This window comes from Paraflavisolibacter caeni (assembly GCF_025628885.1).
Classification (GTDB): domain Bacteria; phylum Bacteroidota; class Bacteroidia; order Chitinophagales; family Chitinophagaceae; genus Flavisolibacter; species Flavisolibacter caeni.
The window spans coordinates 61,120-81,419 of record NZ_JAOTIF010000001.1; the positions used below are offsets into that span (position 1 = coordinate 61,120).

17 protein-coding genes and 1 pseudogene are annotated in these 20,300 nt (G+C 42.8%); 6 read left to right on the forward strand and 12 right to left on the reverse strand.

Going from position 1 to position 20,300, the window contains the following annotated elements:
* The first annotated feature begins 13 nt into the window (after positions 1-13).
* Complete coding sequence (gene pdxH / locus OCK74_RS00245) at positions 14-658, forward strand: pyridoxamine 5'-phosphate oxidase (RefSeq protein ID WP_279294965.1); 645 nt, start codon at positions 14-16, stop codon at positions 656-658.
* Positions 659-713: 55 nt separating this feature from the next.
* Here pdxH and OCK74_RS00250 read toward each other — a convergent pair whose 3' ends face one another.
* The 4 genes from OCK74_RS00250 to OCK74_RS00265 form a co-directional block, all read right to left on the reverse strand.
* Positions 714-836, reverse strand: coding sequence for a 30S ribosomal protein THX (locus tag OCK74_RS00250; protein WP_279294966.1), 123 nt, complete (start codon positions 834-836; stop codon positions 714-716).
* 90 nt (positions 837-926) lie between these two features.
* A complete protein-coding gene (locus OCK74_RS00255; protein WP_480287221.1) occupies positions 927-1,229 on the reverse strand; it encodes an HU family DNA-binding protein in 303 nt (100 codons plus the stop codon).
* Positions 1,230-1,452: 223 nt separating this feature from the next.
* Entirely contained in the window at positions 1,453-1,788 is a 336-nt protein-coding gene (locus OCK74_RS00260) for a DUF4286 family protein (RefSeq protein WP_279294967.1), read from the reverse strand.
* An 8-nt stretch (positions 1,789-1,796) separates the two neighbouring features.
* Positions 1,797-2,564 (reverse strand): exodeoxyribonuclease III, encoded by a 768-nt coding sequence (locus tag OCK74_RS00265; RefSeq protein WP_279294968.1) that lies wholly within the window; start codon positions 2,562-2,564, stop codon positions 1,797-1,799.
* Between the two features lie 208 nt (positions 2,565-2,772).
* On the opposite strand from OCK74_RS00265, the gene OCK74_RS00270 reads away from it, so the two are divergent.
* The 3 genes from OCK74_RS00270 (at position 2,773) to OCK74_RS00280 (ending at position 5,529) form a co-directional block, all read left to right on the forward strand.
* Positions 2,773-3,504 (forward strand): LOG family protein, encoded by a 732-nt coding sequence (locus tag OCK74_RS00270; RefSeq protein ID WP_279294969.1) that lies wholly within the window; start codon positions 2,773-2,775, stop codon positions 3,502-3,504.
* A gap of 37 nt (positions 3,505-3,541) precedes the next feature.
* Complete coding sequence (locus OCK74_RS00275) at positions 3,542-4,159, forward strand: HAD family hydrolase (protein WP_279294970.1); 618 nt, start codon at positions 3,542-3,544, stop codon at positions 4,157-4,159.
* Positions 4,160-4,341: 182 nt separating this feature from the next.
* Positions 4,342-5,529, forward strand: a complete 1,188-nt coding sequence (locus OCK74_RS00280; RefSeq protein ID WP_279294971.1) for a serine hydrolase domain-containing protein — start codon at positions 4,342-4,344, stop codon at positions 5,527-5,529.
* A gap of 94 nt (positions 5,530-5,623) precedes the next feature.
* Here the strand turns inward: OCK74_RS00280 and metH are convergent.
* The 5 genes and pseudogenes from metH to OCK74_RS00305 form a co-directional block, all read right to left on the reverse strand.
* Positions 5,624-8,305, reverse strand: a pseudogene (metH, locus tag OCK74_RS00285) (methionine synthase); the annotation flags it as partial.
* 19 nt (positions 8,306-8,324) lie between these two features.
* Positions 8,325-9,356: a homocysteine S-methyltransferase family protein gene (locus tag OCK74_RS00290; RefSeq protein WP_279294972.1), complete on the reverse strand. Its 1,032-nt coding sequence runs from the start codon at positions 9,354-9,356 to the stop codon at positions 8,325-8,327.
* A gap of 211 nt (positions 9,357-9,567) precedes the next feature.
* Positions 9,568-10,185, reverse strand: a complete 618-nt coding sequence (gene recR / locus OCK74_RS00295; protein ID WP_279294973.1) for a recombination mediator RecR — start codon at positions 10,183-10,185, stop codon at positions 9,568-9,570.
* Positions 10,186-10,235: 50 nt separating this feature from the next.
* On the reverse strand, positions 10,236-11,645 hold the full coding sequence (locus tag OCK74_RS00300; RefSeq protein ID WP_279294974.1) for an Ig-like domain-containing domain: 1,410 nt from the start codon (positions 11,643-11,645) through the stop codon (positions 10,236-10,238).
* A gap of 86 nt (positions 11,646-11,731) precedes the next feature.
* The gene (locus OCK74_RS00305; RefSeq protein WP_279294975.1) at positions 11,732-14,911 is read right to left on the reverse strand and encodes an ATP-dependent helicase; all 3,180 of its coding nucleotides are present in this window, start codon (positions 14,909-14,911) and stop codon (positions 11,732-11,734) included.
* A 253-nt stretch (positions 14,912-15,164) separates the two neighbouring features.
* Between OCK74_RS00305 and OCK74_RS00310 the strand changes: the two genes are divergently transcribed.
* Positions 15,165-15,860 (forward strand): hypothetical protein, encoded by a 696-nt coding sequence (locus tag OCK74_RS00310; protein ID WP_279294976.1) that lies wholly within the window; start codon positions 15,165-15,167, stop codon positions 15,858-15,860.
* 50 nt (positions 15,861-15,910) lie between these two features.
* On the opposite strand, the gene OCK74_RS00315 is transcribed toward OCK74_RS00310, so the two are convergent.
* Entirely contained in the window at positions 15,911-16,711 is an 801-nt protein-coding gene (locus OCK74_RS00315) for an alpha/beta hydrolase (protein ID WP_279294977.1), read from the reverse strand.
* 86 nt (positions 16,712-16,797) lie between these two features.
* Here OCK74_RS00315 and OCK74_RS00320 point away from each other — a divergent pair, with 86 nt between their 5' ends.
* Entirely contained in the window at positions 16,798-17,682 is an 885-nt protein-coding gene (locus OCK74_RS00320; RefSeq protein WP_279294978.1) for a cyanophycinase, read from the forward strand.
* Between the two features lie 55 nt (positions 17,683-17,737).
* On the opposite strand, the gene OCK74_RS00325 is transcribed toward OCK74_RS00320, so the two are convergent.
* Positions 17,738-19,018, reverse strand: a complete 1,281-nt coding sequence (locus OCK74_RS00325) for an NAD(P)/FAD-dependent oxidoreductase (protein WP_279294979.1) — start codon at positions 19,016-19,018, stop codon at positions 17,738-17,740.
* 86 nt (positions 19,019-19,104) lie between these two features.
* Complete coding sequence (locus OCK74_RS00330; protein WP_279294980.1) at positions 19,105-20,100, reverse strand: DUF2911 domain-containing protein; 996 nt, start codon at positions 20,098-20,100, stop codon at positions 19,105-19,107.
* Positions 20,101-20,300 lie beyond the last annotated feature (200 nt).

A 20,300-nucleotide genomic window follows, 5' to 3' on the forward strand; every position in this document is an offset into this window, starting at 1 on the left:
AAAAATTGCAATTATGGACAGACGTATCGCAGACCTGCGACAAGAATATACAGCTCAAAGTTTACACGAATCTGATGTAGCTTCTAATCCTATAAGCCAGTTTGAAAAATGGTGGCAACAAGCAGTAGCAAGCGAAATAAAAGAGCCTAATGCTATGATTCTTGCCACAGCTTCGGCTGATGGTGTGCCTTCTGCCAGGGTGATGCTTTTGAAAGGTTTTAGTAACGCGGGGTTCTTATTCTTCACCAATTACAAAAGCTTCAAAGCAATGCAATTAGATGAAAATCCGAAAGCTAGCCTTGTGTTTTTCTGGGGAGAACTGGAGCGGCAGGTACGTATTGTCGGTTTAGTATCAAAAGCGGATAATGCTACCAATGATGATTACTTCCAATCAAGACCAATGGGAAGCCGCATTGGAGCCTGGGCATCACCTCAAAGTTCTGTAGTTGAAAGCCGCGAATGGCTGGATGCTCAGTTTGATAAATTGACGGAAGAATACAAAAACAAAGAAGTCGTGCGTCCGCCACACTGGGGTGGTTATTATGTGCAGCCGGTTTTAGTGGAGTTCTGGCAGGGACGTCCTGGCCGTCTTCATGATAGGATTCAATACACTTTACAACAAGACGGGACCTGGAAGGTTGAACGACTGGCTCCGTAATGAGATTGAGTTTTATAGTTTGTGGTTTTTTTACAAACCACAAACTATAAACTATTTACGCTTCCTTCTTTTCCTGAGAAGGTGCTGTATTCTTCTTTGTAGCTTTTGCTGGTCTTGATTTTCCAAAAGAAGATTTAAAGATTTTTCCTTTTTTGGTTTTTTTGTCTCCTCTACCCATAATTAAAATTTTGTGCAAATATCTTAAATATAATGAATAAAAAAGCCCCGTATTATTACAATACGGAGCTACAATGCATTTATGCAATCATTACAACTTGGAAGAAAGTTCTTTACCAGCTTTGAAGCGGGCAACTTTTCTTGCTTTGATTTTGATTACTTCACCGGTTTGCGGATTACGGCCATTGCGTGCAGCGCGTTTAGAAACAGAAAAAGTTCCGAAACCAACTAGGGTTACTTTTCCGCCGCCTTTCAGGGTTTTGGTTACTGCTTCAACAAAAGAGTCTAAAGCTACGTTAGCTTGGGTTTTGGTTATACCAGAATCTTCGGCAATTTTGTTGATCAATTCAGCTTTGTTCATAGTAGTTTTTTTAAAAAAAGTTGATAGCAACAAATTTAGACGGTTTTTAATTCAGACAAAATATTTTTCATAAAAATCAAAAATATTTTCAATGAGCTAAAACCCTTATCTGGCAAGGGTTTTGAAGATATATAATAAAATATGCCACTTGGTCTATTGCGCATTGGTCGCCTGAAACCCTTGCTATAGCTGCATTTTAGCCTTTCTGAGCCTGAAATAAACCCTACCGGTGTTTAACAGATAAGGCTGTATGTTATTATTTTACTACTTCCATGATTGTTCGAAAGGCAATAAACCTGTCACCCCATTTTGCATATGATTTATCACGAAGGATATTCGCAAATCTGTCAATAAAGGTTTGATATTTTTCTTTGCTTGCTGCATGATATTGGAAAGCATAGGTCGGACCTTCAGATTCATCCGCTTCTAAAATCTTTACAACACGGTAGTCAAGGAAGCAATTGGTCGACATTATTTCAGGTATATGTTCTTCCAACATCCATTGCAACCAGCTTGCTGCAATAGAGGGTTCTACCTTCATGGTTACGTTATATATAAGGCCAGGACCCTCTTTTTTTTGTTCATTCATCATGATGCAATTTACATTTCTATCTCAACGTACACGGGGCAATGATCACTATGTTTTACATCCGGATATATTTCTGAATCTTTAATCAGTGGTTGTAAGGGTTCTGTTACTGAAATGTAATCTATACGCCACCCTTTATTAGCAAGTCTTACACTTGGAAAGCGTTGACTCCACCAGGAATAACGATCAGGTTCCTGATGAATTTCCCTGAAAGTATCTACCCATCCGTTGCTGTACAATTTGTCCATCCATACACGTTCTTCAGGAAGAAATCCGCTGGTGTTTTTATTACGTACCGGATCATGAATATCAATTTCCCTATGTGCAATGTTGTAATCTCCGCATAGGATTATGTTGGGATATTTTTCCCTTAATTGCTGCACGTACTCATAAAACTCTTCCAGCCATTGATATTTGTAAGTTTGGCGAACATCTCCGGATGTTCCTGATGGGAAATAAGCGTTGATCAGGCGCATATTGCCAAAGTCAAGTTGTATTACCCTTCCTTCATCATCACTTACCTGGTGTCCGGTACCGCACGATACATGATCTGGCTGTATATTAGACAAAACAGTTACGCCGCTATATCCCTTCTTTTGTGCGCAGAACCAGTAATCGTAGTAGCCAAGCTCTTTAAAAACGGAACAGTCTACATCACTTTGCTGTGCTTTAGCTTCTTGAAGGCAAATAATATCGGCAGGGTTTGTTTTCAGCCACTCACAAAAACCTTTTTTCATGGCCGCTCTAAGGCCATTTACATTATAGCTAATAATTCTCATATTGTGAAACGTCAAACGTGAAATATAAATGAATGATATCCGAAATTCATTCAATCCACATATTCTGGTAATTTATTTCAATTGGGCAAAATACGGCATTTAATATGATGAATTAAGAAAGAAATAGCGTGGTCATTATTTGGACTTTGCATTCTAAACGTAGAACTTTAATTCATTAAATCTTAAACTTTAAAAAGGATCAATGCCAATGAAAAAAACTGACCCTATAATACCGCCGAAAGAACAAGTTTATTTAGATGGTCCGAAAAGCCGAAGCTATGAAATAGGGTTTGCCTGGAGAGTTTTCAAACAATTCATTACTGCTTTTCGATGTTTGCATTTTGTAGGACCATGTATAACCGTATTTGGCTCAGCAAGATTTAAAGAAGACAATGAGTATTATAAATGTGCCCGTGAATTCGGAAAGCAAATAGCAGCTTATGGCTTCACCACAATGACTGGTGGCGGACCCGGTATTATGGAAGCTGCCAACCGCGGAGCTTACGAAAGTGGCGGCATGTCAGTAGGATGTAATATTCAACTGCCATTTGAACAAGTACACAACAAGTATATGCACCAATGGGTAACCTTTGAACACTTCTTTGTGCGTAAAGTAATCCTCCTGAAATATTCTTATGCATTTATTATCATGCCGGGAGGATTCGGTACTATGGATGAGTTTTTTGAAACACTCACGCTTGTACAAACGCAAACCATTCATAGCTTTCCAATAGTATTATTCGGTAAAGATTATTATGAGCCGCTAATAGATGTCATGGAGCATATGGCCGAAAAAGGAACAATTTCCATACAGGACATGTCGCTGGTTTTGCTAACCGATGATGTACATGAAGCAATGGATCACATTCGCAAATATATCATGCAGAATTATAAAGTTAAACCAAGGAAGCGGTTTTGGTGGCTGTTTGAAAAGCGTTAATCGACGAACTAGCCCACGAACTCTTATTTTTGCGGATATGGAAAACATTAAAGCAATCATTTTCGATCTGGGTAATGTGTTGATTGACTGGAACCCGGATTATGTTTTTGATCCATTGTTCGAAGATAAAGAGCAGAAAAAGCACTTTTTCCAGAACATCTGCACTATGGAGTGGAATGAGCAGCAAGACGCGGGCCGTTCCATCAAGGAGGCTACTGAAGAATTAGTAGCTAAGCATCCGGAGTGGAAAGAATACATTGAAGCATACTATGGTAAGTGGGCCGAAATGCTTGGTGGTCCTATCCATGATACTGTTGAGATTTTTAGGCAGATAAAAGAAAGTGGGAAGTATAAATTATATGCTTTGACCAATTGGAGCGCAGAGTTATTTCCAATAGCTTTGGAACTTTACGAGTTTCTATATTGGTTTGATGGGAGAGTTGTAAGTGGTGAAGAAAAAATGCGGAAACCACACCCCGAATTTTACCAGGTGCTGTTAAACCGTTATCATCTGAAGCCGCAGGAGACCCTATTTATTGATGATAGCCTACGCAATATCAAGGCAGCAGAACAACTGGGGATTACAAGTATTCACTTTCAAAATCCCCGGCAACTGCAAGAGGCTCTTCTGGAGAATGGTATTCTTGATGCCTGATTAATAGATGTAAAGTTTTCTTAAAGGCCGCCTTGTGCGGCCTCTTTTATGTAAAGCAATTACGGATATTACGTTCTTGAATCTGCCCGCAGAGAAACGTGGATGATAGTTGGAAAATGCGGTAAAGAAATTGCATATGCAATTGAGTGATGAATATTATGGCTCATTAAAGTTTCTTTGCCATGAGGTGGATATTATCTTTTGTGTTTTTATGCAGTTTTTCGTCCTGCTATGTTTTTCGTGCCTATAAAGTGCGCAAATTTGAGCTTGATGATCATGAGCGTCTTCCCTCAGTTGTTATTCACAAGCCAAAGAGTTCAACACCTTTTACGGATGCCGCTTCTTTGCCTGCGTATACAGATTTAAAAATATTCCTGGATACGTCTTTAAAAAATTCCAGGACCGCAGCTTTCCTGGTAATTCGAAACGACAGTATTATATACGAGCATTATTTTAATGGCTTTAAACGTGAATCTCTACTGCCATCATTTTCTGTTGCCAAGTCGTTTGTTGGTACATTGATAGGGATTGCCCTGGATGAGGGTAAGATCAGGTCTACTAATGAACCTATTACCAACTATTTACCGGAATTACTGAAAAGAGATGAAGCATTTGCCAACATCACCATTCAGCACTTGATGGATATGCGTAGTGGTATTCAGTTCAGGGAAGGGTATTATAACCTTAAAGATGATGCGATCAAGCTGGGGTTTCGTCACAACATTTTAAAACACACTTTAAGATTGAATATTGAACAGGAGCCTGGCAAGCAATTTCAATACCGTAGCGTCAATACGCAGTTGCTCGCCCTGATCCTGCAAAGGGCAACTGGAGAAAAGATTTCTAACTACCTGGAAGACAAGTTATGGCAGCCCTTGGGTGCTGAATTCAATGCTACATGGAATGTTGATAGCAAAAAGCGTAAGCAGGAAATTGCTTTTGCTGGTTTAAATGCTACTGCCCGTGATTTTGCTAAGTTGGGGCAATTATATATACAAAGTGGTAGCTGGCAGGGAAAAAAGATTGCGAATGAAGATATGGTAGCTACTGTTGCCAATAAAGACTCTATGGAACTGTATAAGGGGTATAAAAACCAGTGGTGGGGCCGTTATAATTCCCGGTTCTTTGATGATTCCCTGGAAGCAGCTTCTTATAAGCAGCAAACTGCTTATTCAAGTTCAGTAAGGAAGGTCAATGGTCGTTACCGGGTAGGTTACCGGAGTGGAGCTTTTAGTGCGCAGGGGGTCTTTAACCAGGTGATTTATGTAAACCCCATCAATAATGTAGTAATCGTTAGGTTGGGACAATTCTGGCGCCATCCTGCACTCAGTGCCGACCAATTTATCTATGCCCTTGGTACTCGCTTGTAGCTCGCCAATGCTCTTTGTAACATCATTTTTATAACAAAGGCCCTGAATGACAGGGCCTTTGCATTTTATCAGAATATTTAAAACTTCAATAGGGCTATTCCAAAACCGGCCTTAACCATTTTTCAGCTTCATCCAGACTCATGCCTTTACGTTCTGCATAATCTTCCAGTTGGTCTTTTTGGATTTTACCCAATCCAAAGTAATGACTTTGCGGATGAGCGATATACCAGCCGCAAACAGAAGCCGGAGGGTTCATGGCAAGGCTCTCTGTTAATTCAATGCCCACATTTTCAGTTGCATTCAACAACGAGAAGAGCTTGATTTTTTCCGTATGGTCTGGACAGGCAGGGTAGCCTGGTGCCGGACGGATTCCTTTGTACTCTTCACGGATCAATTGCTCGTTAGTAAGGGCTTCGCTTTTTTCATAACCCCAGTATTCCTTTCTTACCTGCAGGTGCAGGCATTCTGCAAAAGCTTCTACAAAACGGTCCGCCAGAATTTGCACCATGATCTTGTTGTACTCATCGTGTTCGTCGGCAAACTTCTTCACCCAATCCTGTGCTCCTTTGATGGTTACAGCAAAAGCCCCCATATAATCAGTTTTGTTGGGGTTGATAAAGTCGGCCAAAGAGAAGTTGGGCTGACCAATCGCTTTCTTTAACTGCTGACGCAACATTTCCAGCTTTACTTCACCATTTTCTGTTTGAAGGATCACCGTATCACGATTATTGCTTTGGGCTGGCCAGAAGCCGATCACTCCATTAGCAGTAAACCATTGTTCTGAAACGATCTTTTCCACCAGCTTTTGCGCATCATTATACAGGCGCGTAGCTTCAACGCCAAAGATCTTGTCACTCAATACTTCTGGGAAGCGCCCAGGCATTTCCCAACCAATAAAGAACGGACCCCAATCAATGAATTTGGCAATGGTACCCAGGTCAAAGCTGTGGAATACTTTAACGCCGTCAACGGCAGGTTTCACTGCCTGGTACGATTTCCAGTCGAAATATTCTTTAATCGTCACTGCTTCTTCGTAAGGAATCAGTGCTTTGTATTTTTGCTTGTTTAAGAACTGGGCACGAAGGTCACTGTATTCTTTTGCGGTTTGCGCCAGCACAGTCTTTTTCTGATCAGCATTCAACAGATTACCCACTACCGTTACACTGCGCGAAGCATCCAGTACGTGCATCACACCATTGTCGTATTCCGGTGCAATTTTCACCGCTGTATGCATACGTGAAGTAGTCGCGCCACCAATGAGCAACGGCTGCTTCATGTTACGCCGCTTCATTTCACGGGCTACGTGTACCATTTCATCCAGGGATGGTGTGATCAATCCGCTCAGACCAATGATATCAACTTTTTCTTTTTCTGCAGTTTCCAGTATCTTATCTGCCGGAACCATTACACCCAGGTCGATGATGTCATATCCATTACAAGCCAGTACTACACCAACAATGTTTTTACCAATATCGTGAACGTCTCCTTTTACAGTGGCCATTAATACTTTAGCTACCGAACTTTGTAAGGCTTGGGGGTTGTTTTTCTTTTCTTCTTCAATGAATGGAGTGAGGTGAGCCACAGATTTCTTCATTACCCGTGCACTTTTCACTACCTGGGGTAAAAACATCTTACCCGCGCCAAACAAGTCGCCCACTACATTCATTCCGGCCATCAGCGGACCTTCAATAACATCCAAAGGCTTAGGGTATTTCTGGCGGGCTTCTTCCGTATCTGCATCAATAAAGTCGGTAATACCATTCACCAAGGCATGTTTCAGGCGTTCTTCTACAGTAGTATTTCTCCAGGCATCGTCTTTCTTTTCTTCCTTGCCTTTAGCTTTTACAGTTTCAGCAAAAGTCACCAGTCGCTCAGTAGCGTCGGGACGGCGGTTCAGGATGACATCTTCGCACAACTCTCTTAACTGAGGTTCAATCTCATCATATACTACCAACTGGCCTGCGTTTACGATACCCATGTCCATACCAGCTTTTATAGCATGGAAAAGGAACACAGAATGTATGGCTTCACGAACATGGTCATTACCACGGAAAGAGAACGAAACGTTGCTGACGCCACCACTAATTTTAGTAAGCGGCATCTTTTGTTTGATAATGCGTGTAGCCTCAATAAAGTCAATAGCGTAATTATTGTGTTCTTCGATACCCGTGGCAACGGCAAAGATGTTGGGGTCAAAGATGATATCCTGGGGTTCAAAGCCTACTTTTTCGACCAGGATCTTAAAGGCTCTTTCGCAAATACTTACCCTTTTTTCCAGGTTATCGGCCTGGCCATTTTCATCGAATGCCATTACTACTACCGAAGCTCCGTATGCCTGGCAAATAATCGCATGTTCTATAAACTTTTCTTCACCTTCTTTCAGAGAAATTGAGTTCACAACGCACTTACCCTGTACACATTTCAGGCCCGCTTCAATGATCTCGAACTTGGAAGAGTCGATCATGACAGGGATCTTGGCAATATCAGGTTCGCTTTGAAGCAGGTTGAGGTAAGTGGTCATGGCCTTAACGCCATCAAGCAGGGCGTCATCCATATTTACATCCAGGATCTGGGCGCCGTTTTCCACTTGTTGACGGGCAACGCTCAACGCCTCTTCGTACTTATTTTCACGAATCAGTCGGGCAAATTTTTTAGAGCCGGTCACATTGGTGCGCTCACCAACATTGACAAAGTTGGATTCGGGGCGAACAACCAAAGGTTCGAGGCCAGAAAGGCGTAAATATGGTTTGATAACAGTTTGCGACATATGCTTTAATTGAACTACAACTTTTTAACTATGCTTCCGTGATTTCAAAAGCAGCTTCTACCACAGGTAATTGCCTTGGCTTAATATTTTTTACATGCTCTGCAATATGACGGATGTGATCGGGGGTGGTACCACAACAGCCGCCAACAATATTCACAAAGCCTTCCTTGGCCCATTCTTCAATAAAGTGTCCGGTATCTTCGGGCGCTTCGTCGTATTCACCCATTGCATTGGGTAAACCGGCATTTGGATAAGCTGAGGTATAACAGGCCGAGATCTGGCTCAGTTCTTCAATGTGAGGGCGCATTTCTTTGGCACCAAGGGCACAATTCAATCCTATGCTCAATGGTTTGGCATGCACCACAGAGGTGTAGAAGGCTTCCAATGTCTGTCCGCTCAAAGTACGGCCTGATGCATCAGTAATCGTTCCGCTGATCATAACAGGCAGTGGCTCTTTTCCTGTTTCACGGAAATATTTCTTGATGGCAAATATGGCTGCCTTAGCATTGAGCGTATCGAAGATCGTTTCAATTAATAATAGATCTGCGCCGCCATCTACCAGTCCTTTCACTTGCTCGTAATAAGCATCCACTGCTTCATCGAATAAAAGCGCTCGATAACCCGGATTGTTAACATCAGGAGAGAGAGAAAGGGTTTTATTCATGGGGCCAATGGCGCCTGCGACAAATTTGGGATTGGTAACCCCGGAAGCTGTTTGAAATTCCTTTATTGCCTGCTTTGCCAGTTGGGCCGCTACAATGTTGATCTCGTAAGCAAGGGCTTCCATGCCGTAATCTGCCAGTGAAACACGCTGGGAGTTAAAAGTGTTTGTTTCAATAATGTCGGCGCCGGCAGCAAGGTATTCTTTGTGAATGCCTTTAATAATTTCAGGTTGTGTCAGGCATAAAAGATCGTTGTTGCCTTTCAGGTCTGATGGCCAGTCCTTGAAACGTTCGCCACGGTAATCAGCCTCCGTCAGTTTGTGCCGCTGGATCATTGTACCCATTGCACCGTCTATTACCAGGATGCGTTCTTTGAGGATATCTTGAATGTTTGCCATGGTTATATTGTTTTATGGGGCGGAGTTGCCGGACGATATGAATATTATGGTTTTAGCCATGCAACAAGTATATACAAGCATTGTTGCCAATGGCCTCATCAATACGAGCCTAATAAACGAAAGGAAACCAAAAGGGAAGTTTCTGACGTTTATTAGTTCTGTTTACCGGCCGAACAATAAACAAATCCGCCTAAAGTGACGCGAAAATAAACTATTTGCTGGAAACATAGCTATCTACCGGCAGACGATTTTGAAGGCTGCGCGCCAGGGTCATTTCATCTGCATATTCCAATTCGCCGCCAAAGGCAATACCTCGGGCAATAGTAGTTACCTTGATATTTGCTGGCAGCTTCTTCTGGATATAATAGATGGTGGTGTCACCCTGAATGGTTGGACTAAGGGCAAAAATCACTTCGCAGGTTTCTTCTTTTTGTGTCCGGTGGATCAGGGTATCGATGTTCAGTTGGGAAGGTCCGATACCATCAAGCGGAGAAATAACACCACCCAGCACATGGTAAGTGCCGCTGTACTGTTGAGTGCTTTCCAGTGCAATTACATCACGGATGTTTTCTACTACGCAAATGATCTCCTGTTTGCGCATAGAGTTGGCACAAATAGAGCATATGTCGGCATCCGCTACGTTGTGGCAACGATGGCAAAACCTGATCTCTGTACGCATTTTAGCTACGACATCACTAAAATGCTGCACATCAGATGCCTCCTGTTTCAGCAAGTGAAGCACCATCCTTAAGGCTGTTTTTTTACCTATCCCGGGCAGTTTGGCAAACTCATTTACAGCCGTTTCTAACAAAGCACTAGAGAATTGCATAAGGGTGCAAATTTACCTTTTTTAGGGCGGTTTGCCTTGTTAAAATACCGCTATGGCGCTGTTATTTCTAACTCATTATCCCAGTTCGGTTTTACTGTTAACTTCTTCTGTATAGGGCGTGCAATTTCAGGCTGTTTTTTCTTTGGCCCGAAGAATTGACCGGGATCCCATTTGCTGTTGTTGTTGGTATCAGAAAGCATTCTCAATTCATATTCACCAGGAGGGAATAGGGCTTGGGTAAACACTCCTGATTTAACTGAAGCTGAAAAGACTACTTTATCGTTCTGAATGAACTGCAATACCGGGTTGCTGGCGGTATCCACGTTACGGATGCGAATGCGCAGGTTGCCGTAATCTGACCTTTTGCGGGTAGTGAAGGAAAGTGTATCGTCTTTTAATAATTTCCGACCTAATGTATCCTCAGCAAAATCTTTTTGAATAACCAGGTTGTATTCCGTGGCTTCTTTCCATTGCGTTTGCAAGGTCAGTATCTTTTGGGTGCTGTCTAATCCCAGTCTGTATTGAGCAACCGGGGTAAAGGTGCTGTCTGTGGTTAAGCGCATCTTCGTAGAATCGAATGAGCGTAGGGGGCGTTCAAACGTCAAGGTCAAATTCTTCAGCAAGTCCTGCTGGTTGCTTTCCAGGTTGGAAGTAAAACGGAGCCGTTTTTCGGCAGCGCCACCTCCTTTGGTTGCAGCAGGTGTCTTTTTTTTCTCTTCTTCAGCCTCTTCCTTATAAGCATATAAAGTAAAAAGGGAATCTGCCCCGGCCACAACAGGGGCATTCGCAAAGGCAAAGGCTTGTGTAGGACTCGTATAGCGACGGCTCAGGCCTGCATCGCCTATTGCATAAATAGCAAAAGTATCTTTGGGCAGGCTCCGGAAACGAAAGTTGCCTGCACTATCCAGGCGGGCAACGTAGCGGGGACGCTGTTTTACTATTGCAGAGTCATCCATGCTTTTATGCAGGACTACAATCAAGGTAGAATCTATTTTGCCTGTTTCGGCCAGGATTACCTTGCCCCTGATTTCCAGGGAGTCCAGCACCGGACCGGTAGAAAAAGTATAAACAAAGTTCTTTACAGGATTGCCTTCATTAACGTCCTGTATCGCCTGTCCGAAATTGAAATTATAGGTCGTATTGGGTTCGAGGGTATCTCGAATCTTAATGGTAAGTGTGCGCAGGCGAGCTTCAATAACAGGCACGTTTTCGAAGATCGGCGTAAACAACAGATTGTTCTGGACTTCTTTCAAATCAATGAATTCATTGAAAGTCAGGGTAATGCTTTTACTTTTGAAGTTAACTGTAGAATCCTTGGGCGAGGCGCTCACCAATACCGGAGGGATGGAATCCCTAGGGCCTCCAGATGGAGGAATGATATTAGCACAGCCAGGACCGCAGATGATGCTGATAATGAAGATGAACAGAGTAAAAACTGTAAAAAGAAATTCCTTTTTCATGAATAGGCGCAAACATAAACCCAAAACCGCGGATTTAACTACGGATCTTCAGGATTGAGAGGGATTGTTAGGATTTCTTTAACCGCTTATACCGCATTCATCGTCATCCTTCTAAAGCTGCGCTCAGGTTCATCATCCTTGAGTTCGTGCAGGGCAATGGCCATTTTATTGGTCTTGACAAAATTGCACCAGTGACAATCTTCCTTGCCACAGCCAGTATAGAAGTCGCGGTTTTGTACTTTGTTCCAAACTGTTTTGATCTGTTCTTTTACCGTGGTGGTGTCGGCATCAGTAACCAGTACTTTCTCTTTACGGTATTGTTTCTTTTTATCAGGCTCCACGAAGTCAAACTCCACGGCGGTCACATTCCAATCTTTACTTGTTAAGTGATCTATCAGCAGTTTATAAAATACCGCCTGGCGCCAGTAGTCGCCTCCATTAGGCTCCTTATCATTTGGAGGGGCTAGTCTTTCCTTGCATTTCTCAGGGTCGCCGGTTTTATAGTCAACGATGGTGGCATCTTTTCCTCTGAATTCTATTTTATCGAGTACACCTTTCAGGCGGATCTCATCCAGCATGACATTGTTGATGCGTCTTTCGATGGATGTGACTTTATTCCAGCTATAGATATAATTGTCGTAATAGGCTAACAATATTTGCTGGCCATATTCTAGCCTGCGGGCAAATTCTTCTTTAGTAAAGCTTTCGCGATGCCGGCGCATGTACCAGGTGAAGTCGCTAATGAATTCATCTGCAGAGGGGAATCTTTCAGTTGCCTGCATCTTCCGGAACAATTGTTCAAGGGCATGGTGCACGGCGGAACCAAATTCTGCAGCTTCGTTCTTAGGCGAAGGAATGCGGACAATATTCTGGAAGTAAAAGCCAAGAGGGCATTTGAGGTAGCTATTCAGGGCTGATACACTCATAGCAAAGTTTTGCACCATGCGTTCTTCCCATTCATCTTCCAGGTGAGCCACTTCAGGCGCGGTATTGTCTTTAAACTGTAAAACATTGAATTCAGTAACAACATCTGCATCCAGGAATATCTTTTCTGTGGGCAGGATATGGTGCTCAAAGATTTCGGCTATGAACATAGAGGGCTCCAACTGCTTGCCATCCAGGGTGTAATTAGGATAGGAGATGTACAAATGTTTCTTGGCCCTGGTAAGAGCTACATAAAACAAGCGGCGGAGTTCTTCGGTATCGTTTTGCTTGTTTTGCGTACTGAATAAAGTATCTGGGAAACTAAAACCGCTAAATGGTTTTCTTTTCTTTTCCCAGCAACCGGAGTTGCAGCCGGTGAAGAAAACATATTCGAACTCCAGCCCTTTGGAACCGTGTGCTGTCATCAAATTGACGCCCTTGTCGTTGCCGGCAACCTGTACCAATGGAAGAACCAGACCTTCTTTTTCCATCAGGTCGAGGCGGTTCATAAACTCTTCGAGCTTCAATGATGGACTGCGGCGGGTTTCGTCCTTTACATGGTCGTAAAAGCCGGTGAGCAGTTGCATCAGCCATGACTTTTCGGAGCTATGCATGATGTGTGACAGGAAACCTCCTTCCCGCACTACTTTTTCCACCAGGGATTGCAGGGTAGTATTGCTCACGGCAGTTATCAGGCCCTCTAAAATCGTAACAGCCTCTTTGATGGCTGGCAGGATGGGCTGCGAAAACAAATCTGCTGGCGGCTGGGTCATCTTTTCGTTCAGGAACTGCCGCAGTGAAGTGCTCCTGCCTCCATGTCTTGTTTCAGCTACCTGCATGCTCGCTTTCGCAATTTCGATAGCCGGAATGTCAAACCATTCGAAATGCAGGATCTCAAACAGCATTTCGTCCCCGCTATAGGGCAGATCGTGTTCTGCCCGTAGGTAATTCAATACGAGCAACAGTTGCTGGATAAAGGGTTGGTCAATGATGTTGAGATTGCGTTTGCTGTAAAATGGCAAGCCTTTTAACCTTAAGTAGTTCGCCAGTTCTTCACCGTATTTGTTTTCACGGTAAATGATACCAATGGCATTGCCCGGAATCCCCTGTGCGACCAGTTTTTCAATTTGCAGGGTAATGTTGATCATTTCATCACGCTGCGTTTCGTATTCCTGGATGATAGGAGCGTGGATCAGGTTTTTCAATCCATCGTGACTGCACCGAAGATCCTTACTTAAACCTTCAATTTGCTTTACCAAACGTTCGTCGTTACGGTCAATCAGGGTTTTCGAAATATCTAGAATGGGTTGCGTTGAGCGGTAATTGTTGGTGAGTACCACTGTGAGCAAATCTTTTTCGTAGCTTTTGGCAAACTGCAACATGTTTTCAACGTTGGCACCCTGGAAACGGTAAATACTCTGGTCATCATCGCCAACCACAAATACATTCGGTTTATCCCAGAAGTTGATCAGAAGCTCCACGATCTTGTTTTGAGAACCGCTGGTATCCTGGTATTCATCAACCAGAATGTACTGAAACTGTTCCTGGTAGTTGCGCAGCAGGACCTCGTTCTCCTTGAAGGCATCAATCACCCAATTGATCATGTCGTCAAAGTCATAACGGTTGCGCAGGCGCATCATTTCCTGAAACCTGTTGAATTCTTTACAGGCTGCCCTCAATTTTTCCATCTTTTCCCGCTGTTCCTCGATCTTGTCTATGCGCACATCGCCTTTCTTGAACTCCCTGGTAGCCCGTTTGCAGATATACTCATCGCGCAACGGCAGGTCATCCAGGTATTCATCTATCTTCTTGCAGATAAAGTCGGATGTCCAGCCTTCGCGTTTCATCATGCTGAAAAGCGACTGCAGCGATTTGATCTCAAAATAGACATCCCCACGGTAGCGCTTCAGGGGGTGATCCTTAGGGAAAGAGTCGATCAGTTCTTTCATCAGCTCAATGCGCTCCAGGTCTGAAATTGGGTCAAGAGCAGTTTTTTCGAAGAGTGAGAGATTATCCTGGATCACATCGTTGCAAAAAGCGTGGAAAGTATAGATGGCTACTTTGTAAGCATCAGGACCGATAAACTGTGACAGCCGCTTCCGCATAGCCACTACGCCTGCATCGGTATAGGTGAGACAAAGTATATTAGAAGGTTCTATCAGGGCATCGCTTAATAAGATTTTACCAATGCGGGCACTCAGGATCTGGGTCTTTCCAGTACCCGGACCGGCAATCACCATAACGGGGCCTTCAATCTGGTCAACAGCTTTACGCTGTTGCTCATTCAAACGGTTGTATTCTTCTGTAAACTTTTTCTGGAGTTTCTCGCGGAGCAATGACATAAGTCAAAGTTAGACAGGATTTGCTATTGAATTTAGCAATGTGGATAACTGGGATCGGCGTGGTAGTTGAGTGATGGTAGGGGTTGATACGGGGTTGTGGAAGGGTAAGTAGGGAGTTGCATTTCTATAACTTTACTATAACTTTACTGTAAGTTTTCTGTAAGTTTACTATAAGGATATGGTGACCCATTAGAAAGATGCGCATGTTCATGTAGTTTATGAACATGAAAACTCAAAAAGTTAAAGAAGTACTATGGCAAAAAAAAGAAGCAACAGGGTGAGTACGCCTCCTCCCCCGGATGGATCGCAATACATATTGGTTAAAACCAAAGAAGGATCCTTTTGGCGGCGTAAAAGAGGCAGTGTAAAACCTGCACCTGTAAATGATGTTTTGGCCCGCAATGCAGAAGCATCGAAAGTGACGGGGCCTGCAGCTAAAAGGATTGTGGATAAACTACGTCCTTATTTAAGAGGGCTCCGAACCGGAAGGCTTACAGTTCGTGTTATTGGGGCGTTGCGGAAAGCATTGAACCGAAAGGGAATTATTGATTTTACTTTTTTAGATGGGATGGAATTACAGCCTGAGCATCCGTTCAATAAATTGGTATTGGATCCTTACAAGGTTGAGCAGGCAGATCGTTCGCTGCATATTTCGATACCAATTGGGAAAGGGAGGGTGAAGCAGCTTAACGGTATAGTAACTGATTATTATTTTGAAGCAATTGTAGTACAAGGTGATGCTACAAAAGATAGCGGCTTGCGTGTGGATAGTGTGGAATCGAAGGTATACTCCATTGAAGCAGATCAAAAGCTGTGTGAACTTTCTGTTGATTTGCCTGCACAGAAAGGGCCCTGGATGCTGCTGCTGAAGATCAGTAGCCTTGAAGGCAATGAAATGGCAGTGCATCCAAGGCACTATGCGATGAAGGTAGTGAAGACCGGAGAATAATGTTTAGGTCTTATTGTCCTTGTGAAAAGGTATCGTGTTTTGCTATCAATTTAATTGCTCAAGATCTTCCTGATGTTTTTTAAGTATTCAGGATGATCTGTCATTCCATTGTGCCCTTGCCTATTGATTGTAATCAGTGTGTCAGTTGTTTTTATCAATTCTCTTAGTTTGACAGAAGAGTTGTAATATATGATTTCATCTTGTTTTCCGTGTATCAGAACAATTGGCATTTTGCATTCTTTGATGTATTTGTTTGTCTCCAGCTTGTATTTTAAAATAAATCCTGGAATGATTGGGTAATAATGCTTCATCATATCTGCAAGGCTGTAAAAAGGAGCTTGTAAGATGAGTAACCTGGGATAGTTGGTGGACGCTAGTTTAGATGCCATGCCTGTTCCGATAGAGTAGCCTAATACAATGATCTTACCTTCAGGATATCTCTTTTTCATTTCGTTGTATGCGATTAGGACATCCTGGTGCAACTTTTTTTGGCTGGTGATAGAACCTTCACTTTTACCATATCCCCTGTAATCTAAAATGAAGACATCATAATTCAATTCTGTATAAGTTTTAGCTACTTCTCCCCATGACCGTAGTGATCCTGCATTGCCGTGTAGATAAAAGATCAATCCTTTTGAAGTGTCTGCTTGAAACAGGATTCCATGCAATAATTTTTGGTCTTCTGTTTTGATCCTAATCTCTTCAAATGGTTGGTCAAAATGAAAGGTATAATCCATAGGCAGTTTTTCCGGAAAGAAGATGAGTCTTTCCTGAATTAGAAATAAGACACCACATAGAACAATATAGAAAAGAAGAGGAATGATGATAAATTTGAATAGCATATTGTTCATGGGGAGGCGTTATTTTGGATGAGTCATTTGTTAAAATTCATAGTATGTAGACAAATATGCTAAAATACAAAACAAGACAACCCAATATGATCATACCAAACGGCAAATTGATAGCAGTTGGAGGGGCGGAACAAAGAGTGACAAAACACCTGGTGTCAGGTTTGGGTACCAAAGAACTGGCGCACTTTATAGAGAATGGTATCCTCCGTCGTATTGTTGATGAGGCTGGAGGGGTAAATGCCAGGATAGAAGTGATCACAACGGCCTCTTCAATTCCTGTTGAAAGAGGAAATGAATACCTGGAATCTTTTGCTACTATTGGTTGTCAGAATGTTGGTGTGATGCATATTCGCAGCCGTGCGGATATTAATGAGGGCTATTTTCAACGGATCAGGGATTGCGATGGTATAATGTTCACTGGCGGTACACAAAAGCGCCTGGGTACAGTATTTCATAAAACCGAGTTCCTTCATGCCATCAGGAGTCGTTATCAGAAAGAGCATTTATTGGTAGCCGGCACTTCTGCCGGTGCTATGGCTATGGGCTTGGTCATGATCTATAAAGGCACAGCTATGTTTACTCATCTGAAAGGTCATGTAAAGATCATGCATGGGTTGCACTTTATCGATAATGTCATTTTCGACTCCCATTTTGAAAGGAGTGGCCGCTTTGCGCGGCTGGCACAGGTAGTTGCATTGCATCCGGAAAGCATTGGCATTGGCCTAGGAGAAGATACCGGTATTGTAGTTTCAGAAGGAAATCATATAGAGGTGATCGGTAGTGGTTGGGTTACGATTATTGATGGAAGTGAGATGAGACATTCAGACATTTTGGATATACAAGACAATCATACGCCCAGTATGGAAAATGTAAAAGTTCATATCTGTAAAAAAGGAAATGGTTTTCTAATAGAGGAAAGAAGGTTCCTGAAAGAGGTGCGAGCCCCCAAGCACACCCCCGGCTCCGCCTGAGGCGGAGAGCGTCAGCGCTCAGGGCTCACTTTATTAGTTGTTACAAATGGCGTTTCTAACAGTTTTTATCTTGCTCGCGAGGTCTGATGATAAGCCTAAGCGTTGGATCGTTGGTAATAAACGACCAGAACCAGGTAAAGGCTAGGCGCAATTTATTACGGAATCCTATGAGCGGAATGATATGAATGAACAGCCAAATGGCCCAGGCAATAAAACCTTTAAAGAAAACTTTGGGCAGGTCAGCAACAGCTTTGTATTTGGAGATAATGGCCATACTGCCTTTGTCATTGTAAACAAAAGGTTTTAAAGGTTTGTTGTCGAGTATCCTTTTTAAATTATCTGCCAGCAACTGTCCTCCCTGGATCGCGACCTGGGCCAATTGAGGGTGACCATTCGGATATCTTTCGTCATGAGTTTGCAAAGCAATATCTCCCAAGGCAAAAATGTTATGTGTACCCTTTACTTTATTGTATTCATCAGCCATGATCCTTCTGGAGCGCCCAATGATTTCCTTGGGCAAGCCAGGTACTTCACGGCCAATAACCCCGGAAGCCCAGATCAAAACCGTTGTATCAATAGATTCCCCATTACTTAATATTACTTTTCCATCAACATAATCTTTTACTGCAGTGTTCCTGATAATGCGTACACCCAGTTTTGTTAAAACCTCAGTCGCTTCTTCCTGCGATTTTTTGCTCATAGGACCCAGAAGCACAGGACCCGCATCAATTAAGTAAAGGTGCGACCTGAGATCCCTGATCTCGGGGTATTCCTTTTCTGCAATATATCGTCCCAATTCAGCCAGCATACCTGCCAATTCCACACCGGTGGGGCCGCCCCCGGCAATAACAATGTTGAGGTGTTTTTCCTTTTCTTTTATATCATCTGTTCGCACAGCCTTTTCCATGTTCAGCAAAAGATGATTGCGCAGATTCAAGGCGTCATCAATTGTTTTCATTGGTAAGGATAGCTCCTGCACGTTGACCATCCCAAAAAAGTTGCTTTCAGTCCCCACTCCTAATATCAGGTAGTCATATTCCAGTTTGCAATAATCAGTTTCAATGGTATTTTGTTCCGGATTCACCTTTAGCAGTTTACCCATGTGGAACCGCAGATTTTCTTTTTCCTGGAATAATCGCCTGAAAGGATAACTAATGTTCGATGGCTCGATAAATGCTGTTGCTACCTGGTAAAGCAGGGGAGGGAAGAAGTGGTAATTGTTGATGTCTACAAGCGTAATATGAAAACGTTTGTCTTTAGATAACTTCTTGATCAGATTAATTCCGGCAAATCCACCCCCTACTATGATTACTCTTTTTATCGCCTGGTCTCGCATGTTTCGTTCTTTTGGCCAATGTAAATAAAAAATCATACCCGGAATTCCGGGTATGATGGACAATTAATGCTGGCCGGGGGAGGTATTTACATAGCTCCTAATTGTTTTAAAAACTTTTCCGAATTAGCCCTTACATTAGGCGGAGGGTTCATGCTCAAAGATTTTTTAAAATTAGCGATCGCATTCTTTTTATCACCTTTTGTAGCATAGCCCTCTCCCAGGCTGTCCCAGGTATTGGCGCTTTGAGGATGGCGCTGGGTATTGAGTTTAAACATTTCTATGGCCTTATCGATCTCGCCACTGGCCAATAGCTGGTAACCATAAGTGTTCAGCTCATTTTCAGTGGCAATGGCTACACCTTCCTTCATTAATTGATCAGCCTCTGCTGTTTTTCCAGCTTCTTTAAGTAACCTTGCTTTAATGCTGAGTGTAGTAAAATTGCGGTTCTGTGCTATTGCCTGGTCAATCCAGGCAAGTGCTTTGTCTGCATAAACCTTGTTTTGGATTGCGTAATTAGCGGCACTGGCGTAGCCTTGCCAGGTGAATCCAAGTGGACCCTTTAATTCTTCTTCAGCATTTGCAATTACGATTTCATCTACTGCAAATTGAATTTTTACGGGGAATTGTTTCTTTTCCCAGTTCAGCAATAATTCAGCAGTATTCTTTGTGATGCTATCAAACTCATAAGTAAGTCGCTCTGTCATAGGTATGGTGCGCAACTGGATATTAGCTCTCATGGCATCCCTTTCAGGGTTGTACCAAAAGCTCCCCCATGATTTGCTGTCTTTGGATAGAATCACTTCACCGGTATTGTCCTTATTGATCGCGTAGAACAATCCATAAGTGCCTGCTGGTATTTTGTGTCCTTCCACTTCAGCATCATGTGTAAATGTAATGGTGGTGTTTTCATTGGCGCCGGCACGCCAGGGTGCCTCATTGTTACTGCCGAAGCCTTGCTTGTTCCATCCATATGGAACCAGGCTGCCCCAGATTTCCCGCCCGCGAACTGAAGGTCTTGAGTAATTGACCGTAACAGTAGAGATACCGATGGTTTGCGAAACCATAGCAGCAGGACTAGGCATGCGGGGCATGGTAATTTGTTGTGACCATACTGTTAACGAGTAAATGACCATCAAAAAAAACAATGAAAGTCTTTTTGTAGTTAGGCAATGCATATCGCATGGTTTAAGTGAAGGAATGATACAGTATCATTAATTTACGAATAATCCGCTGATGATATTGGTTTTATATGCAAGCGGTTAGATAAAATGCCAGGTGGAAA

Excerpts from the sequence above, each read along its gene's own strand:
- OCK74_RS00310 (WP_279294976.1), top strand. The coding sequence starts at position 15,165 with ATGGCAAAAAAAAGAAGCAACAGGGTGAGTACGCCTCCTCCCCCGGAT.
- OCK74_RS00260 (WP_279294967.1), bottom strand. The coding sequence starts at position 1,788 with ATGATGAATGAACAAAAAAAAGAGGGTCCTGGCCTTATATATAACGTA.
- OCK74_RS00290 (WP_279294972.1), bottom strand. The coding sequence starts at position 9,356 with ATGGCAAACATTCAAGATATCCTCAAAGAACGCATCCTGGTAATAGAC.
- OCK74_RS00315 (WP_279294977.1), bottom strand. The coding sequence starts at position 16,711 with ATGAACAATATGCTATTCAAATTTATCATCATTCCTCTTCTTTTCTAT.
- OCK74_RS00275 (WP_279294970.1), top strand. The coding sequence starts at position 3,542 with ATGGAAAACATTAAAGCAATCATTTTCGATCTGGGTAATGTGTTGATT.
- recR (WP_279294973.1), bottom strand. The coding sequence starts at position 10,185 with ATGCAATTCTCTAGTGCTTTGTTAGAAACGGCTGTAAATGAGTTTGCC.
- OCK74_RS00300 (WP_279294974.1), bottom strand. The coding sequence starts at position 11,645 with ATGAAAAAGGAATTTCTTTTTACAGTTTTTACTCTGTTCATCTTCATT.
- OCK74_RS00250 (WP_279294966.1), bottom strand. The coding sequence starts at position 836 with ATGGGTAGAGGAGACAAAAAAACCAAAAAAGGAAAAATCTTTAAATCT.
- OCK74_RS00280 (WP_279294971.1), top strand. The coding sequence starts at position 4,342 with ATGAGGTGGATATTATCTTTTGTGTTTTTATGCAGTTTTTCGTCCTGC.
- OCK74_RS00325 (WP_279294979.1), bottom strand. The coding sequence starts at position 19,018 with ATGCGAGACCAGGCGATAAAAAGAGTAATCATAGTAGGGGGTGGATTT.
- OCK74_RS00320 (WP_279294978.1), top strand. The coding sequence starts at position 16,798 with ATGATCATACCAAACGGCAAATTGATAGCAGTTGGAGGGGCGGAACAA.
- OCK74_RS00265 (WP_279294968.1), bottom strand. The coding sequence starts at position 2,564 with ATGAGAATTATTAGCTATAATGTAAATGGCCTTAGAGCGGCCATGAAA.
- OCK74_RS00330 (WP_279294980.1), bottom strand. The coding sequence starts at position 20,100 with ATGCCTAGTCCTGCTGCTATGGTTTCGCAAACCATCGGTATCTCTACT.
- pdxH (WP_279294965.1), top strand. The coding sequence starts at position 14 with ATGGACAGACGTATCGCAGACCTGCGACAAGAATATACAGCTCAAAGT.
- OCK74_RS00305 (WP_279294975.1), bottom strand. The coding sequence starts at position 14,911 with ATGTCATTGCTCCGCGAGAAACTCCAGAAAAAGTTTACAGAAGAATAC.
- OCK74_RS00270 (WP_279294969.1), top strand. The coding sequence starts at position 2,773 with ATGAAAAAAACTGACCCTATAATACCGCCGAAAGAACAAGTTTATTTA.